Annotated in this window: 19 protein-coding genes and 2 tRNA genes; 16 read left to right on the forward strand and 5 right to left on the reverse strand. The window is 53.7% G+C overall.

The features are described from left to right. Positions 1-30: 30 nt before the first annotated feature. Both MBOO_RS02695 and MBOO_RS02700 read left to right on the forward strand, forming a co-directional pair. Positions 31-1836, forward strand: coding sequence for a hypothetical protein (locus tag MBOO_RS02695; RefSeq protein WP_012106058.1), 1806 nt, complete (start codon positions 31-33; stop codon positions 1834-1836). 78 nt (positions 1837-1914) lie between these two features. Next, positions 1915-2214, forward strand: a complete 300-nt coding sequence (locus MBOO_RS02700) for a hypothetical protein (protein WP_012106059.1) — start codon at positions 1915-1917, stop codon at positions 2212-2214. A gap of 17 nt (positions 2215-2231) precedes the next feature. Here MBOO_RS02700 and MBOO_RS02705 read toward each other — a convergent pair. Continuing rightward, positions 2232-2304: transfer RNA gene (locus tag MBOO_RS02705), tRNA-Gln, on the reverse strand. Positions 2305-2356: 52 nt separating this feature from the next. Continuing rightward, on the reverse strand, positions 2357-3082 hold the full coding sequence (locus MBOO_RS02710) for a thymidylate synthase (protein ID WP_012106060.1): 726 nt from the start codon (positions 3080-3082) through the stop codon (positions 2357-2359). Positions 3083-3593: 511 nt separating this feature from the next. Here MBOO_RS02710 and MBOO_RS02715 point away from each other — a divergent pair. The 3 genes from MBOO_RS02715 (at position 3594) to MBOO_RS02725 (ending at position 9620) form a co-directional block, all read left to right on the forward strand. Then, positions 3594-6419: an MEMAR_RS02690 family S-layer glycoprotein gene (locus MBOO_RS02715; RefSeq protein WP_012106061.1), complete on the forward strand. Its 2826-nt coding sequence runs from the start codon at positions 3594-3596 to the stop codon at positions 6417-6419. Positions 6420-6644: 225 nt separating this feature from the next. Next, positions 6645-8171, forward strand: a complete 1527-nt coding sequence (locus MBOO_RS02720; protein ID WP_012106062.1) for an AMP phosphorylase — start codon at positions 6645-6647, stop codon at positions 8169-8171. Between the two features lie 57 nt (positions 8172-8228). After that, the gene (locus MBOO_RS02725) at positions 8229-9620 is read left to right on the forward strand and encodes a carboxypeptidase regulatory-like domain-containing protein (protein ID WP_012106063.1); all 1392 of its coding nucleotides are present in this window, start codon (positions 8229-8231) and stop codon (positions 9618-9620) included. Between the two features lie 115 nt (positions 9621-9735). On the opposite strand, the gene MBOO_RS02730 is transcribed toward MBOO_RS02725, so the two are convergent. Beyond that, a tRNA-Arg gene (locus tag MBOO_RS02730) sits at positions 9736-9807 on the reverse strand. A 56-nt stretch (positions 9808-9863) separates the two neighbouring features. Between MBOO_RS02730 and MBOO_RS02735 the strand changes: the two genes are divergently transcribed. Together MBOO_RS02735 and MBOO_RS02740 are read left to right on the forward strand one after the other, a co-directional pair. Then, positions 9864-10307, forward strand: a complete 444-nt coding sequence (locus tag MBOO_RS02735; RefSeq protein WP_012106064.1) for a dCTP deaminase — start codon at positions 9864-9866, stop codon at positions 10305-10307. Beyond that, positions 10304-11257, forward strand: coding sequence for a DUF128 domain-containing protein (locus MBOO_RS02740; protein WP_012106065.1), 954 nt, complete (start codon positions 10304-10306; stop codon positions 11255-11257). The genes MBOO_RS02735 and MBOO_RS02740 overlap by 4 nt, the downstream gene beginning before the upstream one ends. 4 nt (positions 11258-11261) lie before the next feature. Here MBOO_RS02740 and MBOO_RS12965 read toward each other — a convergent pair whose 3' ends face one another. After that, positions 11262-13559, reverse strand: coding sequence for a tubulin/FtsZ family protein (locus MBOO_RS12965; protein ID WP_012106066.1), 2298 nt, complete (start codon positions 13557-13559; stop codon positions 11262-11264). Positions 13560-13911: 352 nt separating this feature from the next. Here MBOO_RS12965 and MBOO_RS02750 point away from each other — a divergent pair, with 352 nt between their 5' ends. Both MBOO_RS02750 and MBOO_RS02755 read left to right on the forward strand, forming a co-directional pair. Further along, complete coding sequence (locus tag MBOO_RS02750) at positions 13912-14898, forward strand: 5,10-methylenetetrahydromethanopterin reductase (protein ID WP_012106067.1); 987 nt, start codon at positions 13912-13914, stop codon at positions 14896-14898. A 189-nt stretch (positions 14899-15087) separates the two neighbouring features. Continuing rightward, positions 15088-16011 carry a galactose-1-phosphate uridylyltransferase gene (locus tag MBOO_RS02755; protein ID WP_012106068.1) on the forward strand — a complete coding sequence of 308 codons (924 nt, stop codon included), beginning with the start codon at positions 15088-15090 and terminating at the stop codon, positions 16009-16011. 16 nt (positions 16012-16027) lie between these two features. Here MBOO_RS02755 and MBOO_RS02760 read toward each other — a convergent pair whose 3' ends face one another. Then, complete coding sequence (locus MBOO_RS02760) at positions 16028-16867, reverse strand: F420-dependent methylenetetrahydromethanopterin dehydrogenase (RefSeq protein ID WP_012106069.1); 840 nt, start codon at positions 16865-16867, stop codon at positions 16028-16030. A gap of 204 nt (positions 16868-17071) precedes the next feature. Here MBOO_RS02760 and MBOO_RS02765 point away from each other — a divergent pair, with 204 nt between their 5' ends. The 7 genes from MBOO_RS02765 (at position 17072) to MBOO_RS02795 (ending at position 21746) form a co-directional block, all read left to right on the forward strand. After that, positions 17072-17476 carry a Tfx family DNA-binding protein gene (locus MBOO_RS02765; RefSeq protein WP_048068564.1) on the forward strand — a complete coding sequence of 135 codons (405 nt, stop codon included), beginning with the start codon at positions 17072-17074 and terminating at the stop codon, positions 17474-17476. A 629-nt stretch (positions 17477-18105) separates the two neighbouring features. Beyond that, on the forward strand, positions 18106-19119 hold the full coding sequence (locus MBOO_RS02770; protein ID WP_012106071.1) for a 50S ribosomal protein L3: 1014 nt from the start codon (positions 18106-18108) through the stop codon (positions 19117-19119). A gap of 6 nt (positions 19120-19125) precedes the next feature. Beyond that, on the forward strand, positions 19126-19872 hold the full coding sequence (gene rpl4p, locus MBOO_RS02775; protein ID WP_012106072.1) for a 50S ribosomal protein L4: 747 nt from the start codon (positions 19126-19128) through the stop codon (positions 19870-19872). Beyond that, a complete protein-coding gene (locus MBOO_RS02780; RefSeq protein WP_012106073.1) occupies positions 19873-20124 on the forward strand; it encodes a 50S ribosomal protein L23 in 252 nt (83 codons plus the stop codon). A 10-nt stretch (positions 20125-20134) separates the two neighbouring features. Continuing rightward, a complete protein-coding gene (locus MBOO_RS02785; RefSeq protein ID WP_012106074.1) occupies positions 20135-20851 on the forward strand; it encodes a 50S ribosomal protein L2 in 717 nt (238 codons plus the stop codon). A gap of 5 nt (positions 20852-20856) precedes the next feature. Beyond that, positions 20857-21276: a 30S ribosomal protein S19 gene (locus MBOO_RS02790; protein ID WP_012106075.1), complete on the forward strand. Its 420-nt coding sequence runs from the start codon at positions 20857-20859 to the stop codon at positions 21274-21276. 5 nt (positions 21277-21281) lie between these two features. Then, a complete protein-coding gene (locus tag MBOO_RS02795) occupies positions 21282-21746 on the forward strand; it encodes a 50S ribosomal protein L22 (RefSeq protein WP_012106076.1) in 465 nt (154 codons plus the stop codon).

The following is a 21746-nucleotide window of genomic DNA, read 5'->3' on the forward strand; positions in this document are numbered from 1 at the left end:
TTTCGACACGTTGAATACCCAATCACGATAATGGCATTGGTATCCCCCATGACCCGTTCCCGGAATCCTCTGCTCATCTTTACCTCCCTTGCCCTTCTCCTCCCGATCAATATCTATTATGGTGCCGGCTGGATCCGGTGTGGTCTCCAGTGGGGCCTGGTCCAGTACCAGCAAACCATCGCAAGCGATCATCTCATCTCGTTTACCTCGGATCTTTGCTCTGTTGTATCCGGGGCGTTATCAGGAAGCGGGGCCCTGTCAACGCTCATCTGGGGCAGCGCAGTTCTCCTTCTCATAGCTGCCCTCATCCTCAATATAGTAGGAATCTACCGTATGCAGACCCTCTGCCAGAGAGCTGCTGCCGGTCTCACGATTGCCGGAGGCCTTGGATTTCTTCTTGCAGATATAGTTCGGTATGGTGTTTTTCTCCATGGACCTGAGGGGTGGTGCATTCCTATTGGAATCCCGGCAATCATCACTCTGGGTATCTGGGGAATTTTTACGGATTTTGAAGCGGATGACAAAAGAGGTGACCCGGGGGGGACCCGAAAAGGAAAAAGAGAAAATGGCAGTTGGAGCCTGTGGCTCGATGACTCTCAGCGGAACCGTGATATTGTTACCCTCATCGTCATCTCACTTCTGGTAAAAGCAGTTGTATTCTTCTCCGGTCTCCTGCCCAATATGCCTTTTACGACCCTGACCGGGGATCTGACCCTGTATCACTGGTACGCTACGTCTCCCTTTCATGGGATATACCCGTACGTGAGCTATTATGTCCCCTACCCTCAGCTCTTTCTTGTACCGGTGTTACTTGCGCTGATCCCGGTTATCACGCTGCAAAATCCCGTCGGCTACCTGTTCTCGTTTTCCACACTTATGATCATTACCGATACCGCAACCCTGATCTGCCTCTATTCTCTTGCCTGCGGGTTCTTTGGGCGGGAGAAGGCATTTCTCTGCGGCCTTCTGTATGCAACCGCTATAGCGGCCGCATTTTTGGTCCCGATTTCGTACGATGCAGTCCCGACGTTTTTCCTTGTCTTCTCCATCTGGCTCCTTCTCTCGCAGAAAACGGTTGCATCCTATCTCTCCGCGACCGCTGCCACACTTCTGAAGTGGTTCCCTGCCTGCTGTTTCCCGTTTTACCTGGTCTATGCCTGGAAAAATGGGCACGATATGGGTATGGCTAAAAAATCACTGGCGTGGTCTGTCCTTTTTGCCGGTGCGGTTATTGCCCCGTTCCTTATCCTGAATGCATCCGGTTTTCTCAACACGTACTTGTCCCATGTCACCCGGACCCCGGAAGTCCACAGTTTCGTCTACTATCTGGATTCAGTGTCCCAGTTTCTGTTCCTGGGTGTCCCTTCGGATATCTGGTTCTTTGTCCTTCTAGCTCTCGGGGAGCTGGTTCTGTTTGTCTGGTACTTCAGAGGTCTGGATGGGGAACCATTCACGCTGGTCTGCGTCATTTTTGCCAGCATCTTCTTCTTTGTTCTTATCAACAAGGTCTTCAGCGCTTCATACATTATCTGGCTCACGCCGTTTCTTGCCCTGATCTTGGTACAATCTCCTTGGAGAATTGTCGGGTTTTATCTCGCCCAGATCGTTATCTACCTTGAAACGCCGGTATTATTCGGGATTGTCTACATGCCCCCTACCCTGGGTGTCTCTTCCGGGGTAACATATTCTGTTATGAGCAATGCCCTTCCGTCGTTTCCCTTCGTATTCTACACGATCAAGTTTGGCATCTTTTTTGCTCTCTTCTGGATCTGCATAAGCGATCTCCGGAAGAACGGCAGTATCCGCAAAAGCCAACCCCCGCCGGATGGCCATTGACGGAGATCCTTTATTAGATTGCGACAGCACCAAAAGCGTAGTCTGATATTTTTTTAGCAGTGGTCGGTCAGGAACAATATGCCGGGAATGTTTGCGAGCGGGATCTTTTTTGGTGTGAGCGTATCGATCTTTTTACACGCTTTTGGATTTTTTCCGGAACCCTCCTCTTCCTGCATGAGCAAAGGGTCGGGGCGACCGGCTTTGAAATTGATCGGCCCGATCGATTTTTTTGCTGAGCAGTATGCGGGGGTAGGGGGCGATCAGTTTCCGGAACCTTCCGCCAGCGATTCGGACTTTTTTAGAAATCCTCAAGCGGCCGGGTTGGTTTTTTCGGAAAATCCGGTAACCCGCACAGGGATCACTACGGATCCCGGTTAAATAATTCAACAAAAGAGTAGCCCGGAGCAGATTCGAACTGCTGTCGCGAGATCCAGAGTCTCGCATGATTGACCGCTACACTACCGGGCTATAACTGCCTTATCCTTTTTGCTGCTGTTGCTTAATTAAAGTGACGGCTTTTTTAGGCAGTCTTTGCCCGAGGGCACCGGCCACAGGCCCGGCAGACTTCCTGTACCGGCTGGATCAGATCCCCTCTTCCGCAGAATGGTTCTATGTCGTGCATGTCCCTGAGGTAGTAGATATGGGGGACAAGCGAGATGTGCGTATAGGTACCACATTCGACGCCAAGACGCTCTGCAATGGACTTCTGGAGCTGGACAAGAGCGTACATGTTTGCCCCAGCGGCAGTAAGCATGTCGTTGCTCCGGAAGATCACTCTCATGCACAGTTTCCCGTCCCGGAGCACGCACTGCACGAGCTGGAGGCAGGGGCAGTCGTTGAGTTTCTCATCGATGACGGGGTTCCACGTAATGGCGATGGCCCGGCGGCTAACCGGTGACTGTCGGAGTTTGGTTGCTATATATTCGATCTGATCTACATGTACAGGTACTCCGTCTACAAAGAGCCGTTCTCCCCAGTCAAAGAGCCTGCCATGGTAATCATATTCAAAAGACGAGTGCGATCCATGGAGAAGATCGGTTGCGTACTGCTCGACAAACTTCTGCTGGAACCGGGAATGTGGGCTTACGAGTGGCCCGGCAAGGGGGGTATCGATCTGGAGGGCCACTTCTTCAAATTCTACGGTAGCCTCGTCATCTTCGGTCTGGAGGACCCGGCCTTTCTCCAGGATCATCTTTACGACTTGCTCATGTGCCCGCCCGATTGACGGGGCCCGGATGACTCTCATGGAACAGGAGTTGGTGTCCGAATCATATATGTGTTGCAATAGGGTGGATCTGCGAGTTCTTATTTCCGTTTTCAGATCGAACCCACTATAAATATTATAACAACTTTAAGGCACAAATTTCTGTACAGTATACAGAACTCATTAGAGCTGCTCTTAAAATTGAATGTCATAAATAATATGAGTAATGGTGATAATGTAAGTAACAATAAGTTCTTGCCAGTGCGCGAATCCGGTTAACCCTATAAACAGATTCAGAGCCGGATACTCTCTGCGATCCCGGCAAGGTGGAGACTAAAAACTCCTCAAACACGCTCCGGATTTGGAAAAACGGGGCATTACATTGCGAAAACAGCGAGTAACGCCAACCACAAAGGATATATTGGCTCTTTTACAAATACTCCTCCATATTCCGTTTAAACGGAGTATGGGGCTCGCAGAATCGTTATTCGGCAAATGTCGAAACGGTTCTCCGGCTTGAAATGTATGATGTAACCTTTGGAGGATAAACACAATGACTAAGCGATTAACGATTGCACTTATTGCACTCGTGGCACTGGTGCTTGTTGCAGTACTGCCGGCTTCGGCAACGTACTACAATGTCAACAACACCGTTAACGCCCCGGGCGGATCAGTGTATATTGGAGAACAGCAGTTGAACATCCAGCCTCTTGTAAATAGCTACCCGGCAGGGGGAGCAGTCTCTATCGGCTGGTGGGCCTCCGCTGCGTCTGTCACTTCTACAGCACCGTCGCAGCAGTATAACGTAAGCTCACTTAACCCCTCCTCGTTCTATGCTTCGCCGAGCGGGTATGGAAACTACTTGGGTAACTGGTACGCGATCAATGGATCTGGTACCCCGAACACGACAGCTGCATTCTTTACTGTCGTGGACCCAAGCTTGGCTATTGATGTCTGGGATATCAACACCTCGACAACCGTATCCAGCGGTACCGTGATTCAGGGCGACCTGCTTACCTTCCGTATTAACACGAACCTGCAGTCGGCAATCGACCCGAACTACCGTACGTCCTCTGTCACCCCAGCTGTCGGCAGCGTTGATATTCAGGTAAAGCCTTCTTCCGGAAACACCTATGCCTCGCTGTTTGTCAACTCGACCAGCGGAAGCAGCACCTACAACACTCAGAATATCCGGTTCCAGCCGGTTAACCAGTCCCTTTGGTTCTGGGGTATCGCTGGCAACGGTGTGCCCTCGACCACTGCCACTAGTGGCGCTGGCGCTATCCAGTATGCCTGGGCAACCGGTGCAACTGATTCAACCGGAAACAATGCGTATCCTGCCGGTGTCTACACCGTCACCGCCCAGTCTGACATCAACGGTCAGTACGACAACTACCTGAATGGTGGCGCGTACTATACCGGTAAGACGATCAGCCAGCCTGTAACGGTCACGATCGCGTCCAACACGGTTTCGATCTCCGCAAACGTGGACTCCGTTGTTCGCAGCAAGCCCTTCTCAGTTACTATCACGGGCAAGCCCGGAGCAACCTACCACCTGTGGGTCAAGGGCGTCAGCTCGCTGGATGGCACCTATGACAACCAGCCGCCCATCATCTCCGCCAACCAGGTTGGAGTTACCTTTGATAACCAGTCTGACTCGAATGCATTCGCCTACTTCCCGACTTCCTCTGAGTTCCCGCTTAACGCAAACACGGCTTACGCTAACGGTAACTACACCTACCAGAATGGTGTCCAGCTCTGGAACGATGTTGCCCACGGCACGTATGGATCGACCGGTCTGATTCTCGGTAACGGTACCTTTGAGTACGCCAACGTGACCCTCAACTCCGCCGGTACCAGGACCATCCAGTGGACAACTACCAACTGGACCAAGGCCCAGCAGTACACCATCCGTGTTGAGCAGAATTTCGGTGGCGCAACCGGTTACAAGTACGATGAAGTAAAGGTGCAGGTCCAGAAGGGCGCAGTCACCATCGTCGCAGCTGGTTCCCAGAGTTACTACCTCGGTGAAGAGGTTCAGTTCTCCGGTACCAACACTGAGTCCCAGACTACATACCTGTTCATCACCGGCCCCAACCTGCCGACCCAGGGTGGAGCACTCTGGAGCACAAACCCGCGGTATGCAGGATCTGCCAACCCGGGTATCACCAATGGAAACGCCTCTGACTTCCAGCAGGTAAGTGTCAACGGTGACAACACCTGGTCCTGGAACTGGGGAACCACAACGGTTGCGCTCGATGCAGGTACCTACACGGTTTATGCAGTGAGCCAGCCCAATGATGCAAACCACCTGAGCAACGCAGCATACGGCACGGTTTCCATCATCATCAAGAAGCCCTTCGTCAGTGCGACTGCATCCCAGTCCACCGTTGCACAGGGTGACCCAATCTACATTACCGGTACCGCAGAGGGCCAGCCCAGTCAGGGTGTCCAGCTCTGGATCCTCGGTAAGAACTACGCACTCGTAGCAACTGAAGCCGTAAACTCTGACTCGTCGTTCTCGTACGAGATCAAGGGCGCAACGACCTCAACCATGTACTCTGGTCAGTACTTCGTTGTCGTTCAGCACCCGATGCAGAACGGTGTATTTGATGTCGCACCCGCCACCGCAAGTGGTACCGTGACATACCCGCAGAACTCAAACGGCGCTTCAGTGTATGTGTGGAACGACAACCCGTCCAACCCCGGTGTCTTCACTGCAAATGGTGCAACAAATGACTTCGCTCTCACCGGTGCCGGTAGCTTACAGGGCTCCGATGCCGCAGAGGCACTGGTCCAGGCACTCAACAGCGCAAATGTTGATGATACCTACACCAAACTCCAGTTCCTCGTAGAGACCCCCGTTATCACCATCACCCCGGTTGGCGACCACTCCGTTGGTGACAAGTTCACCATCACGGCAACCACCAACCTCGCAGTAGGTGACAACGTCCTCTTCACAGTGTACTCATCATCATTCCAGCCGACTGACAAGACCCAGAGCGGTGAGTTCAGCGGCGCATCAGGCACTGTAGCAGTCACGCAGGGCACCAGCGGCCTTAACGCTCTCTCGTTCGATGTTGACGCATCCACGTTCAAGCCCGACGAGTACCTCGTTACCGCCACCGCAGTCGGTCTCCCGGACACGAACAACGTCCCGACCGGCACTGCACTGTTCAATGTCCTGCAGGCATCGGCCCAGACTGCAACCCCCACACCGGTTGCATCTGTGACCACTGCAGCAGTTCAGACAACGGTTCCAACCCCGGTTCCGACCACTGCAACCCCCACCAAGACCCCGACACAGCCCGGGTTTGGTGCACTGGTTGCACTGATTGGTCTCGGTGCAGTTGCACTCTTTGTCGTGCGCAAGCACTGAACTAAAATCTAAATTTTTCTTTTTTGTCAGCTCTGAAAGTTTCAGTCAGTCTTTAATCAGACTCTCGTTTCCGGTGTTTTTAGCAAAGGCCTCCCGGTATTTCTGTGCCCTCGCATTCTTGTGTATCCGGGATCGGGAGGAGTTTTTATGATGAACCGTTCTATGATCCTTTGACAGTGTATATTCCTGGTAAAAATGGGATATCCCTGGGGCGTGGTGAACCATATGAAATATTCCGTAAGGATTCTCGATATTGCAACGCGGAGCGGGATACTGCTCAATTACCTTGATGCCCGAAACATTGGTGTTCTGGATGGTGACCGGGTCCAGCTGATCAACCCAAAAAATAGTCTGGCCGTTACTGCGGTCGTGACAACAACCTCGACCCTTGAAGGACAGGGTACTGCTGGTGTGTACCGGGGCACTAACCGACGCCTAAACCTCACCGAAGGGGAGGAGATCGAAATACGGGAAGCAGATCGGCCGGCATCGCTTGATTTCATCAAGAAAAAAATGGACGGTGGTCGCCTTACCAAGGAAGAAACCCTGACGATCATTAAGGATGTGGTCAACGATGAGATCTCCGCCGCCGAGCTCACTGCGTTTATTACTGCATCCTACATTAATCCGCTCGACATGGAAGAAGTGGAACATCTCACCCGGGCTATGGTCGAAACCGGGGAACGGATAAAATTTGCATCACGTCCTATTGTCGATAAGCATTCTATCGGAGGGGTACCTGGCAACAAGATCTCCCTTCTTGTGGTTCCCATTATTGCTGCCAGCGGGTTAAAGATCCCCAAAACCAGCTCGCGTGCCATCACAGGCGCCGGCGGAACTGCCGATCTTATGGAGGTACTTGCCAATGTGGAATTCTCCGCCCGCGAAGTTCAGGAAATGACAGAAAAGGTTGGGGGAACCATTGTCTGGGGCGGAGCCACCAACATCGCCCCGGCAGACGATCGCATTATCCTCCAGGAATACCCGTTTAAGATCGATGCCCGTGGTCAGATGCTTGCAAGTGTGATGGCAAAAAAATATGCCGTCGGGGCAAACCTGGTGGTCATCGATATCCCGGTGGGGAGTCATACCAAGGTTCCCACAGTACAGGAGGGCAGAAAACTAGCCCGGGAATTTATCGAACTGGGAGAACGATTGGGTATGAAAGTCGAGTGCGCCCTGACCTATGGAGACATTCCGGTGGGCTATAGTATCGGCCCCAATCTCGAGGTTCGGGAAGCACTCCGCGTTCTCGAAGGCGCAACCGAACCGAATTCGTTTATCCAGAAAAGTGTCTCTCTTGCCGGAATCGCGCTTGAAATGTCCGGAAAAGCAGCCCGGGGAACAGGTGCGCAGATGGCACAGGATATCCTTTCCTCGGGAAAAGCACTGGAGAAATTCCGGCAGATCATCGAGATACAGGGAGGAGACCCGAAAGTAAAATCAGAGGATATACTGCCCGGGGAGCACCAGTTCGTGGTTAATGCCCCGGCGTCAGGCTACATTGTTGAGATGAACAATGTGTCCCTGATCACACTTGCGCGTCTTGCCGGAGCCCCTCATGACCGGGGAGCGGGCATTCTGCTCCATGCAAAGAAAGGAACCCTTATCAAAGCCGGCGAGCCCCTGTTTACGATCTATGCCGAACGGGAGTGGCGGCTCCAGAAGGCCGTAGAAGAAGGGCGGCATCTTGTACCAGTGCTGGTGGAAGGTATGCTGCTTGACCGCGTGCCTTCCCAGTCTGAAGTGTAAAAAGACGGTACAGAAAAACCGATGGGATAAAATACGAGCAGGGAGGGATTATTTACTATGAATGCATCTCGTATTCGTTTCCTTTTTGCGCTGCTCTGCATTCTTGCCTTCTGCGGCGCAGTACAGGCGACGAACCTGCTGATCACGGTGCAGGACAGTCTTGACAACACTTCCATCCCCCATGCAACAGTGTACCTTAACGGGGCCAATGTAGGCCTCACCAATAATGCCGGCCAGTTCCTGCTCCAGTCCGGCCAAGGCGATTTCAACCTCCTTGTATCTATGGACGGCTATGATGACTGGTCGGAAGTGGTCAGCAGCAATACCACTGCACTTTCCGTCACCCTCAACCGCAGGTCTCTCCTCCTGAACGTCACCCTCTTTGATTCCAATACCCTCGATCCGGTATCCGGAGCTACTCTCGTTCTGACCTCGGCGAACGCCACCCAGAATGCGGCTACGGATACCTACGGATCAGCATCGTTCGGTGTTACCGCATATACGATGTATTCCCTCAATATCACCGCACCGAATTACCAGCCGCGCAGTGAATCGGTCGAGGTGGATTCCACAAACCAGAACGTTCAGTACTGGCTTTTGTCCACAAACCAGTACTCCTTTGTTATCCGGGATCAGAACACCAATCTCCCGGTGACCGGTGCAAGTATTACCGTGAATTCCGTGCTCCTTGGGACAACCAATTCACGCGGGGTCCTGATTACACCCATCAGCAGGAATGTCCCCCTTACCATCGTTGTACAAAAAACAGGTTACCAGACCCTGAACCAGTATCTCACCATCGGTCCCAACGAGGCTGTTGACTCTGTCAGCCTGATCCCTGTTCCTGTCAGTGGTTTTGTCTTTGTGTACGATAAGCAGAACCAGCCGGTCAGCGGCGCGGATGTCTCTCTCAACGGGACGGTGGTGGCAACCACTTCGGAATATGGCAGCGCTGCACTCCAGAATCTGGCACCCGGTACATACGCCATTGTGGTGAGCAAGGCCGGTTATCTCCCGGCAAACCAGCAGATCGATATCTCCAGCGGATCCAGCCAGTTCCCGGTGACTCTCTCCCTTGCCACGGTCAGCCAGACACTCTATGTCCAGGACTCTGACCAGAAAAACGTTGCCGGAGCGGCGGTTCTCCTGAACGGGGCGTATGCGGGAACGACGGATACCCGGGGCGAGCTGGATACTCAGCTGGTCTATAACACGACATATAATATCACCGTGACCCATGACGGGTATCTCCCCCAGACAGTCCAGCAGATCGTTCCTCTGGGGAATACCACCACGCCGCTTACCATCACCCTCCAGAAGAACATGGACTGGGGATTTGTAACTCTTCTTGGGATAGGAATTCTTATCGTGCTCTTCATCTTTGTTATCATCCGTCTTGCCGGGCGCAGGACCCCCCACCATTCGTCAGGAAGACGTGACGAGATATAAGGGAATATTTTTTTCTAGTGCCGGTAGTACTGCCCGGTTTTTAAAAAAGCACAGATGCCCGTTTCAGTTTTTTGTCCGGTATCATTCGTGACAATTATGTGATGGGGCAAAAAAGCGGACCCAGCGGGAATCGAACCCGCGTCCTTGGGTTCGAAGCCCAAGAGGATATCCTCTACCCCATGGATCCTTCCCAACCTATTTCCATCAAAAGATATTAAGCATTCTCTACCGATAGACTAATGAATGATATTGTCTGCAGCGGAGATTTCCCGTCGGTTATCAAGTTCACATGCAGATGAAAAACTCACTATTATGCCCTATACCCAAGAGTGCCAGCAGCCGGCATCGTATGATCTGAGGGTTGCTGATGATATCTTCCTCGCCCGGGGAACGTGTACCCTTGTCCCGAGTATGGAACGGGTGGAGTTTCCCCCGGATCTTGCCGGGACGCTCCGATGCCGGTCCTCATTTGGCCGTCGGGGGGTGCTGTTGGGAGGGGGTTTTGTCGACCCGGGCTTCCGTGGACAGTTGACACTCTGCCTGACAAACATGGGACCGGAAGATATCCACCTGCGCAAGGCCGAGCGTGTGGTCCAGATGATCCTGCATGAAGTGAGGAACGGGAACGAACGTTATGCCGGGCGTTACCAGGACAGCACCGGTGCAGTGGGAGCAAAAAAGGCATGATACGCACTGAACGCAAGTATATCGAAATCCTGCGCATCCTCAAAGAGCACCGTGACCCGGTCGGGGCCAAAAGGCTCTCGGAACTGATGGCAGAAAGAGGTTTTGTCCTGAGCGACCGGGCAGTCCAGTACTACCTGAGTTACCTGGATTCAATGGGATTTACCGAGAAAATAGGCAACCAGGGGCGTATTTTGACCCCGGCGGGGGTTCTGGAGACCGATAATGCCCTGGTTGACGACCGGATTGGTTTTGTCATCTCCAAACTCGAACGTCTTGCTTTCCGGAGCACCTTTGATCCTGCAACAGGAACCGGGGATGTAGCTTATAATCTATCGTTTGTACAAAAAGACGACCTTGACCGGGCCCTCGTGGCTTTCGACGAGGTCAACCGGGCCGGCTGTGGTTTTTTCAACTCTTACCGGATCCTTGACGATGATCCAAGGGTGCCTTCGGACTGCGTAGGCGTGATCACCCTGTGCAGCATCACCATGGATGGCCTTTTCCAGAGAAATGGTATCCCGGTAAAGATGGCGTATGGCGGGAGACTGGAGATCGAGAATAATGTGCCCCAGCGGTTCCGCGACCTGATAGGTTACCGTGGCACCACGATCGATCCTCTCGAACTTTTTATTTCATCAGGTCTGACTTCGATTCACGACTTTACCCGGACAAAGACCGGCATTGCTCTTGCAAACGTCCGTGAAGTTCCCCGATCGGCACAGGGCGAGATCAAGCAGATCATCCGGTTGATGAATGACTGCGGCTTTATCTACCCCGTAACGATGGGCAATCACATCTTCAACCTGCCCGATTCTTCGTATCGGCTTTCGATTGTAGCGTACAGCGGGCTCAATTACATCGGTAATTGTGTGGAACAGGGGATTGCAATCCGGACAGAGATCGGAGCTGGGAACATCCCGTTCTCAAAAGTAGCCGATATCAACCGTTGATCTTTTAGGTTCGGTCGTCATCCGGTGAGAGTCTCCCTTTTTTTTGGAAGGCGGAAGGTGAGGTTTGTCCGGACTCTCCGGTGTTATTCTCCTCATCCGTCACGAATCGGATCTTCCGGGGTTTGAGTTCTGCCTGAAGCAGTGCGGCATCTTTTGCCCGTAACGGTGCTTTTGTGGGAATTGCCTTTCCCAGAAAGATATCATCGCGCGCCGGCTGCGGGCGATCCCTGATCCCGATTTTTGTCTCTTCGCTTGGCGTGGATGTCGAAATGTGATCTTCCCCGAGTACGGGTTCCAGTTCCTCCTGGCGGACGAGACCTGTGTTGTCAATATATTCTAGGGGGCGCTCCGGTCCCTCTTCAGGAAGTGGTTCTTTTTTCTTGTGCCGAATGATCATTTTATGTGGCTGCTCTGGTTGTACCTGCTCACCTCCTTCCCGTGGGGAACCTGTGTTGTGCGTGGGTGATTTTGCCACTACCTTCCGCACAATGGCTCTTGTGTCAGACGGCCGGGAATCTCGTTGCGGTGAGGCAATGTCTCTTCTCTCCGGAAGTACCGGTTGCGCCGGTTTTTGCAGATCCTGATGCGATATCTGCGGAACCGGTGTCCTCCGCTGGACCGGGGACGGCCTTAACGGCAGGCTTCCTTCATAGCCGGATTCCAGCGTCCTTTTTGCCGATGGCCTTGCCGGCTCGTGGCCGGAAGATGTGGCGCCCTGTCCAAATCTCTGTACAGAAGGGGATCCCATTTGTTCGCTTTTTCCTGAAGGGGTGCCCGGGAGGATTCTCCGCGAAGCAACAGGATCTATGGAACGATCACTGCGTACTGGCGCGGGGGAATGCAGCAACCTTTCCTTCGGCAGATTTTCTTCCTGTATGCGGGGGCGTACTGATTCATGCCGAAGATTTTCCGCAGGTGATGAAGACGACGTCCGGGAGGGTGTCTGCGTAAGCGCCCGCTCTTCTTCTTCCTCATGATGGCGATGAACTAATCCCTTCGAGGATCGCTCTCCCGGGAACGTGATCATCTCGTCCTGTATCTCTGCGCCGCTCCAGACCGTTGTGATCGCCGATGCTCCGCCGGTTTTCCGCAGATCTCCCCCTGCCGGTGGAAGATTAAGGGAATGAGAGGCTGGCCGGGAGATGCCGGCCCGGCTCTGATCGCGAATTTCGCGGAGCTCAGTGATCCGCGGGATGTTTTCAAGGCCACTCAGGACCACGATAATTGCCACGTTTTCCGAATTGGTGACCGGGTAATCGCCGGATCGCATTTCCATTCCCGCAATACTGCGATCAAGCCATTTTCTGACGGTCATGAATCCTTTCATGGAGATCTCATGGGACGGGCCGGCAACGAGGATCAATGCCTTTGCGGCACTGGTCATGTCGCAGGGAACCGATACCTCCTGGTAGATGGCCTGTTTGGCAAGTTCAATAATCCGCTCGGCGCTCCTTCTCTGTTCCTGGGCGGAATCGGTGCCGCGCAACCGCGCAATAAAGGCAAGCGGTCCTTGGGAGATATTCTCTACAGCATACCCTACAGAGATAAATCCCATCCCTCGGATGGTGTTGAGCACTTCGCTTGAATCCAGCACAACTTCGGCAAGATCGATGCCACCGTCGGCCCGGAATTCCCCGGCACGCAGGAGGAGACTGATCCGCCGGATAATGCTCTGGTTGAGGAGTTTGTCTGTAATCTCTTTTGGGGTTAGTTTCGGCGAGTTCCTCCCAAGCCCGAAGAGGCCCGGACCTTTCGAGAGTTCCTCTACCAGCGCGTCGCGCCGCGCTGCGATCTTTTTGAGCCAGGTCTCGTTATCAAACAGGATAATCCCGTCAAGAAGAGGGGAGATCGCATCGATATCATCTCCTGCTTTTGCCGCTCTCCTCTCCCCTTCGGACAGGGCCGGTAGGGTGACCAGCCCGAAGATCGGTTCGGTGACGGATTCCCTGAGCGCAGCTACGAGCCGTGGCACTGCATCCGCCATCCTGCCACCAAGTCCACAGCAGACCAGGATCGCATCGGTCTCGCCATGCTCCATGTTCTGGATCCGGGCCAATACCTCCCCGATGTCCACTGCCGCAGGATCTGCCCCGGGCATCTCCCCGGGAATACCGGGCTCAAGTGCGGAAAAGTCGATCTTTGCCTGGTCGGGAAGTGCCTTGAGCTTGGCAAGCGCTTCGCTATCGACATCAATGGCAAGAGCCTGGACACAGGTCACCTTACTGCTCTTCCGGTCATTGGCATAGAGGGCTTCGGCAATCCGACAGCCTGCCCCTCCCATGCCGAGTGCAAGTATCCGCATGATCTTTCTGTGATACAAATCCTGGAGGATATCTATTGGTTATTGTACTTATTCTCCTCTGAAGTTCAATATCTTATAGGAATAACCTACCTAAAAATGTGTACCGGCCCTCCCCGTTGTGCCCATTGAAAAAAGGAGTTTCCCTTCTTTCACAGTCCGGCAAATCCAAAATTGGGGCTTGGATAACGAAAAATCCTTTGCGTTTCTCCCGGATTAGTGATTCCGTTCCGGCAGATTGTGCCAAAATCCCCTTTATCGGGCTCAAATCCGAGCCTTATCGCTTCTGCGCCCAGATTTAAATGATAATTTATTTAAATGCGTGTACGGTAATACTCCATGAGGTGAACAAGCCTTGACATATGGAATTGAATTTGTACCTGGGAATGTCAATGTAAAGCAGGTTGTTAACTTCTGTAAACTTGCTGAATCCAAAGATATCGACTTTGCGTGGATCACCAATCACTACAACAACAGGCACTGCTATGCAGTCCTTGCCGCTGTTGCACAGGCAACCACCACCCTGAAGATGGGGCCGGGCATCATGAACTCCTTTACCGATACACCGGCGGCAATGGCCTCGTTCATGTGCACCCTCAATGAAATTTCCGATGGGCGTGCAGTACTCGGCATTGGACCTGGTGACCTCTCGACACTGCCAAAGATTGCAATACACCCGGAGAAGCCGGTGGCCCGCCTCGAAGAGGCAGTCATCCAGTTCAGGAAGCTTGTTGCCGGTGAACAGGTAAACAAGTCTGGCCTGCACTTCTTTGACTACGATGGAGCAAAGCTGACCGGTGTCACCCTCCCCGGAAAGAAGGGAATCCCGGTATACATTGGTGCACAGGGTCCCAAGGTGCTTGAGCTTGCCGGAAAGATCGGCGATGGGGCATTAATTAATGCATCCAACCCCAAGGACTTCCAGGTTGCGATCCCGATCATCCAGAAGGCCGCCGAAGCAGTCGGAAAGAAGGGCTTCGATGTCGGTGCGTACACTGCCATGTCCATCGACAAGAGCGAGAAGAAGGCACGCAATGCAGCAAAGATCGTTGCCGCATTCATTGCAGCAGGCTCCCCGCCCGAGCTGCTCACCCGCCACGGTCTTGACCTCAACAACGTTGCCAAAATCAAGGCAGCACTTGGGAAGTTTGACTTCAAAACAGTCGGAGAGCTTGTGGGAGACAAGGAGATCGATGCATTCACCATTGCAGGCACCCCTGAAATGGTCAAGGCAAAGTGCGAAGACCTTACCAAGGCCGGCGTCACCCAGATCATCTTTGGTTCACCACTCGGTCCCGACATGACCACCTCTATCCGCCTCCTCGGCAAGTATATCGTATAAAGCAGATCTTTCATCTGCCAGCGATACTGCTGGATCTGGCATGGTGCCAGGGCAGATAGATAAAATCCATTTTTTTCTTTTTCTCTCAACAATCCACACACTGTGTTTTTGTTTGTCTTCTGTCTCTTCCCTCGCGAGATCTGTGCAAATGTCTATCTAGGTTACCGGTGTTTTTGTACCTGTAACGATATGTTCACGACAACGGACGTAGCCACCAAAAGAGGGATATTGCAGTACCGTGAGGAGCGATTTACCGGCATCAGATGCCGGATCAGTCCTGAACGGGTCAAGCGCCATACATCCCAGACACTCACCTTTCCGCGGGATTCGGCAGACTGTCCATTCTGCGAACAGAATATTTTTTCGATTACCCCGGTCTTTCCCGATGGAAAGCGTATCCTCGTGGGGGAGAGCGTTACATTCCCGAACATGTTCCCGTTTGCTGAAGGGCACACCGTTACCGTGATCACCCGTGCGCATACCGTACCGGAGTTTACCCGGGCCCAGATCGCCGATGCGCTTCGGGCCCAGATTGAATCTCTTCTCCGTTATGGGGGATACCCCAGCATCAACTGGAACTATCTCCCTTCTGCCGGGGCAAGTATCCTTCATCCCCATATGCAGGGAATAAGCGACAGGTGCCCCACATGGCTCGTGGAGAGATACCTGTGCGCCGGGAAAGAATACCGGGCGAAGATCGGGGCATCGTACTGGGATGCCGTGCGGGAACAGGAACGCTCTTCAGATCGTTTCCTGTTTGGGGACGAGATCCTCTGGTCTGCCCATGCGGTTCCCGTAGGAGAGCGGGAAGTCCGGGGAATCCTTCCTATTTCAAGCCTTAAGGAACTGGAGGACTATATGGAACCTCTTTCCGAAGGGATACTCAGGATAATCACTTTTTACCGAAACCTCGGAACACAGGCTTTTAACATGTCAATCTATTGCTGCCGGGATGAGAGTGAAGACTTTTCTGCATTCTGCTCGCTGATATCCCGGATAAACCCAAATCCTCTCTCGACCAGCGACTCGGCATTCATGGAACGGATGCATTGTGAGCCGGTCATTATGACCCTCCCGGAAGAGATGGGAGAAATGTACCGGGATCAAAATTAAAAAAAAAGGAAAAAATTTACTCGAATTTTGCTACGAGTTTGGTCTTGCGGACGAGGACGCCATCCTTCTTGTGGGGCTGGCGGAGAATACCGTCGCCGGCCTTCTCGATCTCGCGGGCCTCATCGCAGAGCACGGCTGCAATCCTCATCATTTCGTGGGCGCTTGCAACGATCGGGATGTACTTCTCCCACTCCTTGGTCATGAAACAGCCCTTGACATTCTGGCCTGCTACCGCAATCGCGATCTCGTGGGCGGCGCGTGCCTTTGCCAGTGCATAGTCGTTAGTAAATTCTCCGTCGACTGCCTTGTCTGTGGTCATGACGATCTTGGGGAGCTCAATTTCTGTACCCTTCTTGCCGGCCTTGACCTGGTCGATGACCTTGTCGAGTGCAAGCTGGAGCTTGCGGAATGCACCGGTGATGGCCAGAACCTTGACAAGGTTGCCATTGAAGTCGGCCATTTCGATGGGGTCAAGGAACTCACGGCGTGCACCAATCATGGAGTCTGCCTTCATGATGATGTACCCGAACTTGCTGTTCTTGACCTCTTCCCATTCCTTCTTGGTGGTTACATCATCAGTGATGATGATGACCGGGATACCGGCAGCGGCAAGCTGCTCACGGGCACCGGTCGGGCCGGGCAGGACACCGTTGGGGGAGACCACAATGGCGAAATCGGGTTTCCATGCCTTCATGTTGGAAACGACACGGTCGATATCCTCAGGCTGGAGCTTGGTTCCGCTGGTAGCCATGAATGTCTGCATATCCTCACGGTCTGCTCTCTCATCAAGAAGCAGCTCTGCCATTACACCACTTGCAATATTGCCTAACTTGGCAACGCCTACTTTAACAACCATTGAAATTTCACCTCGAATTGTTGTATAGCACGTAATATGACCCGGTATTCTTATAAAGATTTTGAAATCGCTTTTACGCCGGATATTCGCCCCTTTGGGAAAGCAAATGCAGCATTTTCGTGCAGCCTGCCTCTTCCGGCCAATTCCCGGGGGCACAGGGAGGTTAACGAAAAGTGTTTAAATCCCCGGAATGGAATGGATAGTATGAAGGATGGTCTTCTCACCGACAGGCAGATGGAAGTGCTCCGGTACCGAAAGCAGGGAATGACCCAGCAGCAGATCGCAGATATTATTCACACCTCGAAAGCAAATGTCTGCACCATCGAGAAATCTGCAATGGAGAATATCCGACGAGCAAAAGAGACGCTTGAATTTTTGTACACTCTTGATGCTACGCATCTCTGCACCATCCCGTCAGGGACTGACCTGTTTGAAGTGCCCGGGATGATCTTTGCCGAAGCCGAAAAGGCCAAGATCAAGGTAAAGTACGATACGATCTCCCTTATCAACCGGCTACGGGAGGCACGGCCCCAGTCCTACAAGGCCCGGTGCATCTGCGAGGATGTGCAGATCTATATCACTGATGACGGAGAGATTTATTTCGGATAAAGCGGACAAAAATTGGTTCGCAGAATCGCCAGTTACTGTGGAGGCTCTGATCCCCCGGGGCGCTGGCATAAATATATATGCCATTTTAATCAATATTTAAGGAAGCCGATATGGGGATATCCCTGCCGCTCTTGTCTTCAGAGATGAGGTGGCTCCGGCGGAAACGGGCCCGAAACGACACCGGGAACGGTACTGCCGTGGGTATTTCCCGATTGGTGACCTCCTCATTTCGTGAGGAGGATCCCGAGAAGGAGTTGTGATCCGTCACAACGGGCTGACAGAGTTGGATCTGACCGCGACGCATGGGTGGACGTTTAAAAAACGAGCCTGGTTCCCTGAATCATCAGGGAATGCGTCAGTGTCAGGGTCTTCTTTCGCGAGGAAAAAAGCGGAGATCCCTTGAGGGTGGGAGAAAGCTCTCTCCCTCTGCAGGTCTCCAGGCTAACCGGTTCACGGGCAGGGTGAGTATGCTCCCGCGCATCACGTGCGGGAAAAATCGTCCTGCAAGATGACACCGGATCGCGTGTTGGCTTACCGGACAGGCAAGTGAGAGCACTTCCGTCTCGGATTCATCTCTCTAGTTCGTGTCAAAAAGATCCAAAACACGAATGTACAGGAATGATTGACACATGCCAAAGATAAACAGACCACGCCGAGGCTCGCTGGCATTCAGCCCACGGAAACGTGCACAGAGCCCCATTCCCAAATACAAGTCCTGGCCCGAGCACAGCGGCGCACCCGCGCTGCTGGGTTTTGCCGGCTATAAGGTGGGCATGACGCATGTCCTCATGGTCGATGACCACAAGGACAGCCCGACCGAGGGTAAGGAGATCATGGTTCCGGTGACGATCATCGAGATCCCGACCATGAAGGTTGCCGCTCTGCGGGTATACACAAAGGACACTTACGGCAAGCACGCGCTTACGGAGATCTGGGCGGAGCCGCTGGACAGCCAGCTCTCCCGCAGGGTAACCTCACCCAAGAACTACGACAGCACGGCAGCAAAGAAGAAGTATTCAGATGCACTTGCCGCCGGGCTGGTTGCTGAGATCTACGCACTTGCGTACACCCAGCCGGCCACGATGAGTGGTGTACCCAAAAAGGTGCCCGATCTCATGGAGATCAAGGTTGCCGGCGGGGACATTGCCAAGCAGTACGAGTACGCCTTCGGGCTTCTCGGAAAGGAGATCCGGCTCAGCAACGTGATTGAGACTGGTGCGTACGCCGATATTACCGCAATCACCATCGGTAAGGGTACGCAGGGCCCGGTCAAGCGCTGGGGTGTTACCCTCCGTAAGAGAAAACACTCCGTCGGCGGAAAAGAACGCCATGTCGGAACCCTTGGGCCATGGAATCCCCACCACGTCCGCTGGGAAGTTCCCCAGAGTGGCCAAATGGGCTACCAGCAGCGCACCGAGTTCAACAAGCGCATTTTAAAGATCGGTGAGAACGGTGCGGAGATTACACCGGCAGGTGGTTTCCTTAACTACGGCGTTATCAGGAACGCATACGTTGTGATCAAGGGCTCGATTCCCGGCCCGGCAAAGCGCCTGATTCGTATCCGCCCGGCAATCCGCCAGGGAGAACATGTTGTCCGGTCGCCCGCGATCCAGTTCGTGAGCGTCCAGAGCAAGCAGGGGTGATCAGAGATGAAAGCGCAGGTTAAAACAATCGAAGGCGGCGTGGCAAAGGATATCGAACTCCCGGCCATGTTCTCCGAGGAGTACCGCCCGGACCTGATCAGGAAGGCAGTACTGGCACTCCAGAGCACCCGGCGCCAGCCGCACGGGTCCTATCCGTATGCCGGCATCTGTTCTTCTGCAGTGGGCTGGGGAAGCGGCCGCGGCGCATCTCATGTACCGCGTCTCAAGAACGGTTCCCGTGCCGCCAAGGTTCCGCAGGCAAAGGGCGGACGTGAGGCACACCCGCCGGTCACCGCCAAGGTGCTGATAAAAGAGATCAATGCAAAAGAGAAGCAGAAGGCATTCCGATCCGCTGTTGCAGCAAGCATCCGTGCCGACCTCATCAGCAGCAGGGGTCACCGGTTCGAAGGAACAGTCCCACTGATCTTCGAGGACAAGTTCGAGAACCTGGCAAAAACCCAGGAAGTCATATCCGCACTGACAAATATTGGCGTGTACAGTGATATCGAGCGTTCAAAGGAGAGCAGGAAGGTCCGCGCCGGCCGTGGCAAGCTCCGTGGCCGCAGGTACAAGCAGAGAAAGAGCCTGCTTATCGTTACCTCGGGCCCCGAATTCCGCGCCGCACGCAATCTTGCCGGTGTAGACGTCGTGACTGTAGATCAGCTCAACGTTGAGCACCTCGCGCCGGGCATGCAGGCAGGACGCCTGACAGTCTGGACCGAGAGCGCCGTTATCCGCTTGGAGGGAAGGTAAATGGCAACCCTGAAACACCCGTTTGTCACAGAAAAGGCCATGGTCCTTCTGGAAAACGAAAGCAAGCTTCAGTTCCTTGTGGACCGGAAGGCCACCAAGCAGGACATCAAGCGCGAGATTGAGAAGGCGTTCGACCAGAAGGTAAAGAGCGTCCACACGCTGATGTCGATGCACGGTGAGAAAAAGGCCGTAGTGAGCTTCGAGAACGCAAAGGCCGCTGAGGAAATCCTGAGCCGGCTTGGCATTATGTAAGGTGGGGAACATGGGACATCGAATTACTACACAGAACCGTGGCAGGGGAGGCCCGACCTATCGCGCCCCATCCCACCGGTACAAGGCTGCATTAAAGCACATCGGTGACGGAACCAAGAGTATCTCCGGTTCAATTATCGATATCGAACACGACCCGGCACGGAATGCCCCGATTGCCCTGGTGCAGCTCGAGGATGGATCAAAAGTTTACATCCTTGTAACCGAAGGAATTGGCATCGGTGAGACCGTTGCATGGGGAGCAGATGTCAAGGTCAAGAACGGGAACACGCTTCCGCTCCAGAGCATCCCGACCGGTTCTTACATCTGCAATATCGAATCGCGCCCCAATGATGGTGGCAAGTTCGTCCGCTCAACCGGTGTCCAGGCCGTTGTGGTTGACAAGATTGGCGACCGCATTGGTGTGCGGATGCCCAGCGGCAAGACCAAGTGGTTCAACGCACGCTGCCGCGCTACCGTAGGTATCGTTGCCGGTGGCGGGCGCGTGGAGAAGCCGTTTGTAAAAGCCGGCAACAAGTCACACAAGATGAGGAACACCGCGTCCAACTGGCCGCGCGTCCGTGGTGTTGCCATGAACGTCATCGACCATCCGTTCGGTGGCGGTGGGCACCAGCACCCCGGTCGTCCCAAGACCATTGCCCGGGGTACTTCACCGGGTCGTACAGTCGGACATGTGGCAGCACGCCAGACAGGTAGAAGCAGGAAGTGAACGGTATGGCAGCACCAAAAAAGACCCAGAAGAGAATGCCCAGACGGCGTGAGGAGTTCACCTACCGCGGGTACAAGATCGATGAGCTTAAGGCGATGGGATTAAGCGAACTCATCCCCCTGATGCCCGCCCGTGCACGCCGCAAATTCAACCGCGGGCTCAACCGCGGTGAAGAGACATTGCTTGAAAAGATCCGGGGCGGGGACGAGAAGATCCGGACCCACCTGCGTGAAATGATCGTCATGCCCGAGATGATAGGGAAGAGCATCGAGATCTACAATGGCAAGGAATTCTTAAAAGTCGAGTTCCAGCCCGAGTCGGTCTTCCACTATCTGGGCGAATTTGCCCTCACCAGAAAGAGGGTCACCCACGGTTCCGCTGGTATCGGTGCAACGAGGGGCAGCAAATACGTACCGCTGAAGTGATGGAAATGGCACGCATCGCATATTCTACAAAGATTGAAGGCGACAACCTCGCCAGAGGAAAAGCAAACGAGCTTTCCATCTCTCCCAAGCACTCGATCGAGATCGCGGATTTCATCCGGCACCAGCGCGTCAACGATGCGCTCGCGTACCTTGCGGATGTCGTTGCGCTCAAGAAGGCAATCCCGTTCCGGCACTTCAACCGGAACGTTGCCCACAAGCGCGGCCTTCCCGGCAACTGGGATGCAGGCCGGTACCCGGTCAAGGCTTCCAAGGCCTACATACGGATCCTCGAATCGATCAAGAAGAATGCGGAATACACGGGTCTTGACACCGAGAATCTGGAGATTATCCATGCCTCGGCCAACCGCGGGCGCGCCCAAAAGGCCTATTTCCCTCGGGCAATGGGTCGTGCATCCCCCAAGGTCAGGGAAACCGTAAACATCGAGATTGTGGTTCGGGAAGTGGCATAA

The organism is Methanoregula boonei 6A8 (assembly GCF_000017625.1).
GTDB lineage: Archaea > Halobacteriota > Methanomicrobia > Methanomicrobiales > Methanospirillaceae > Methanoregula > Methanoregula boonei.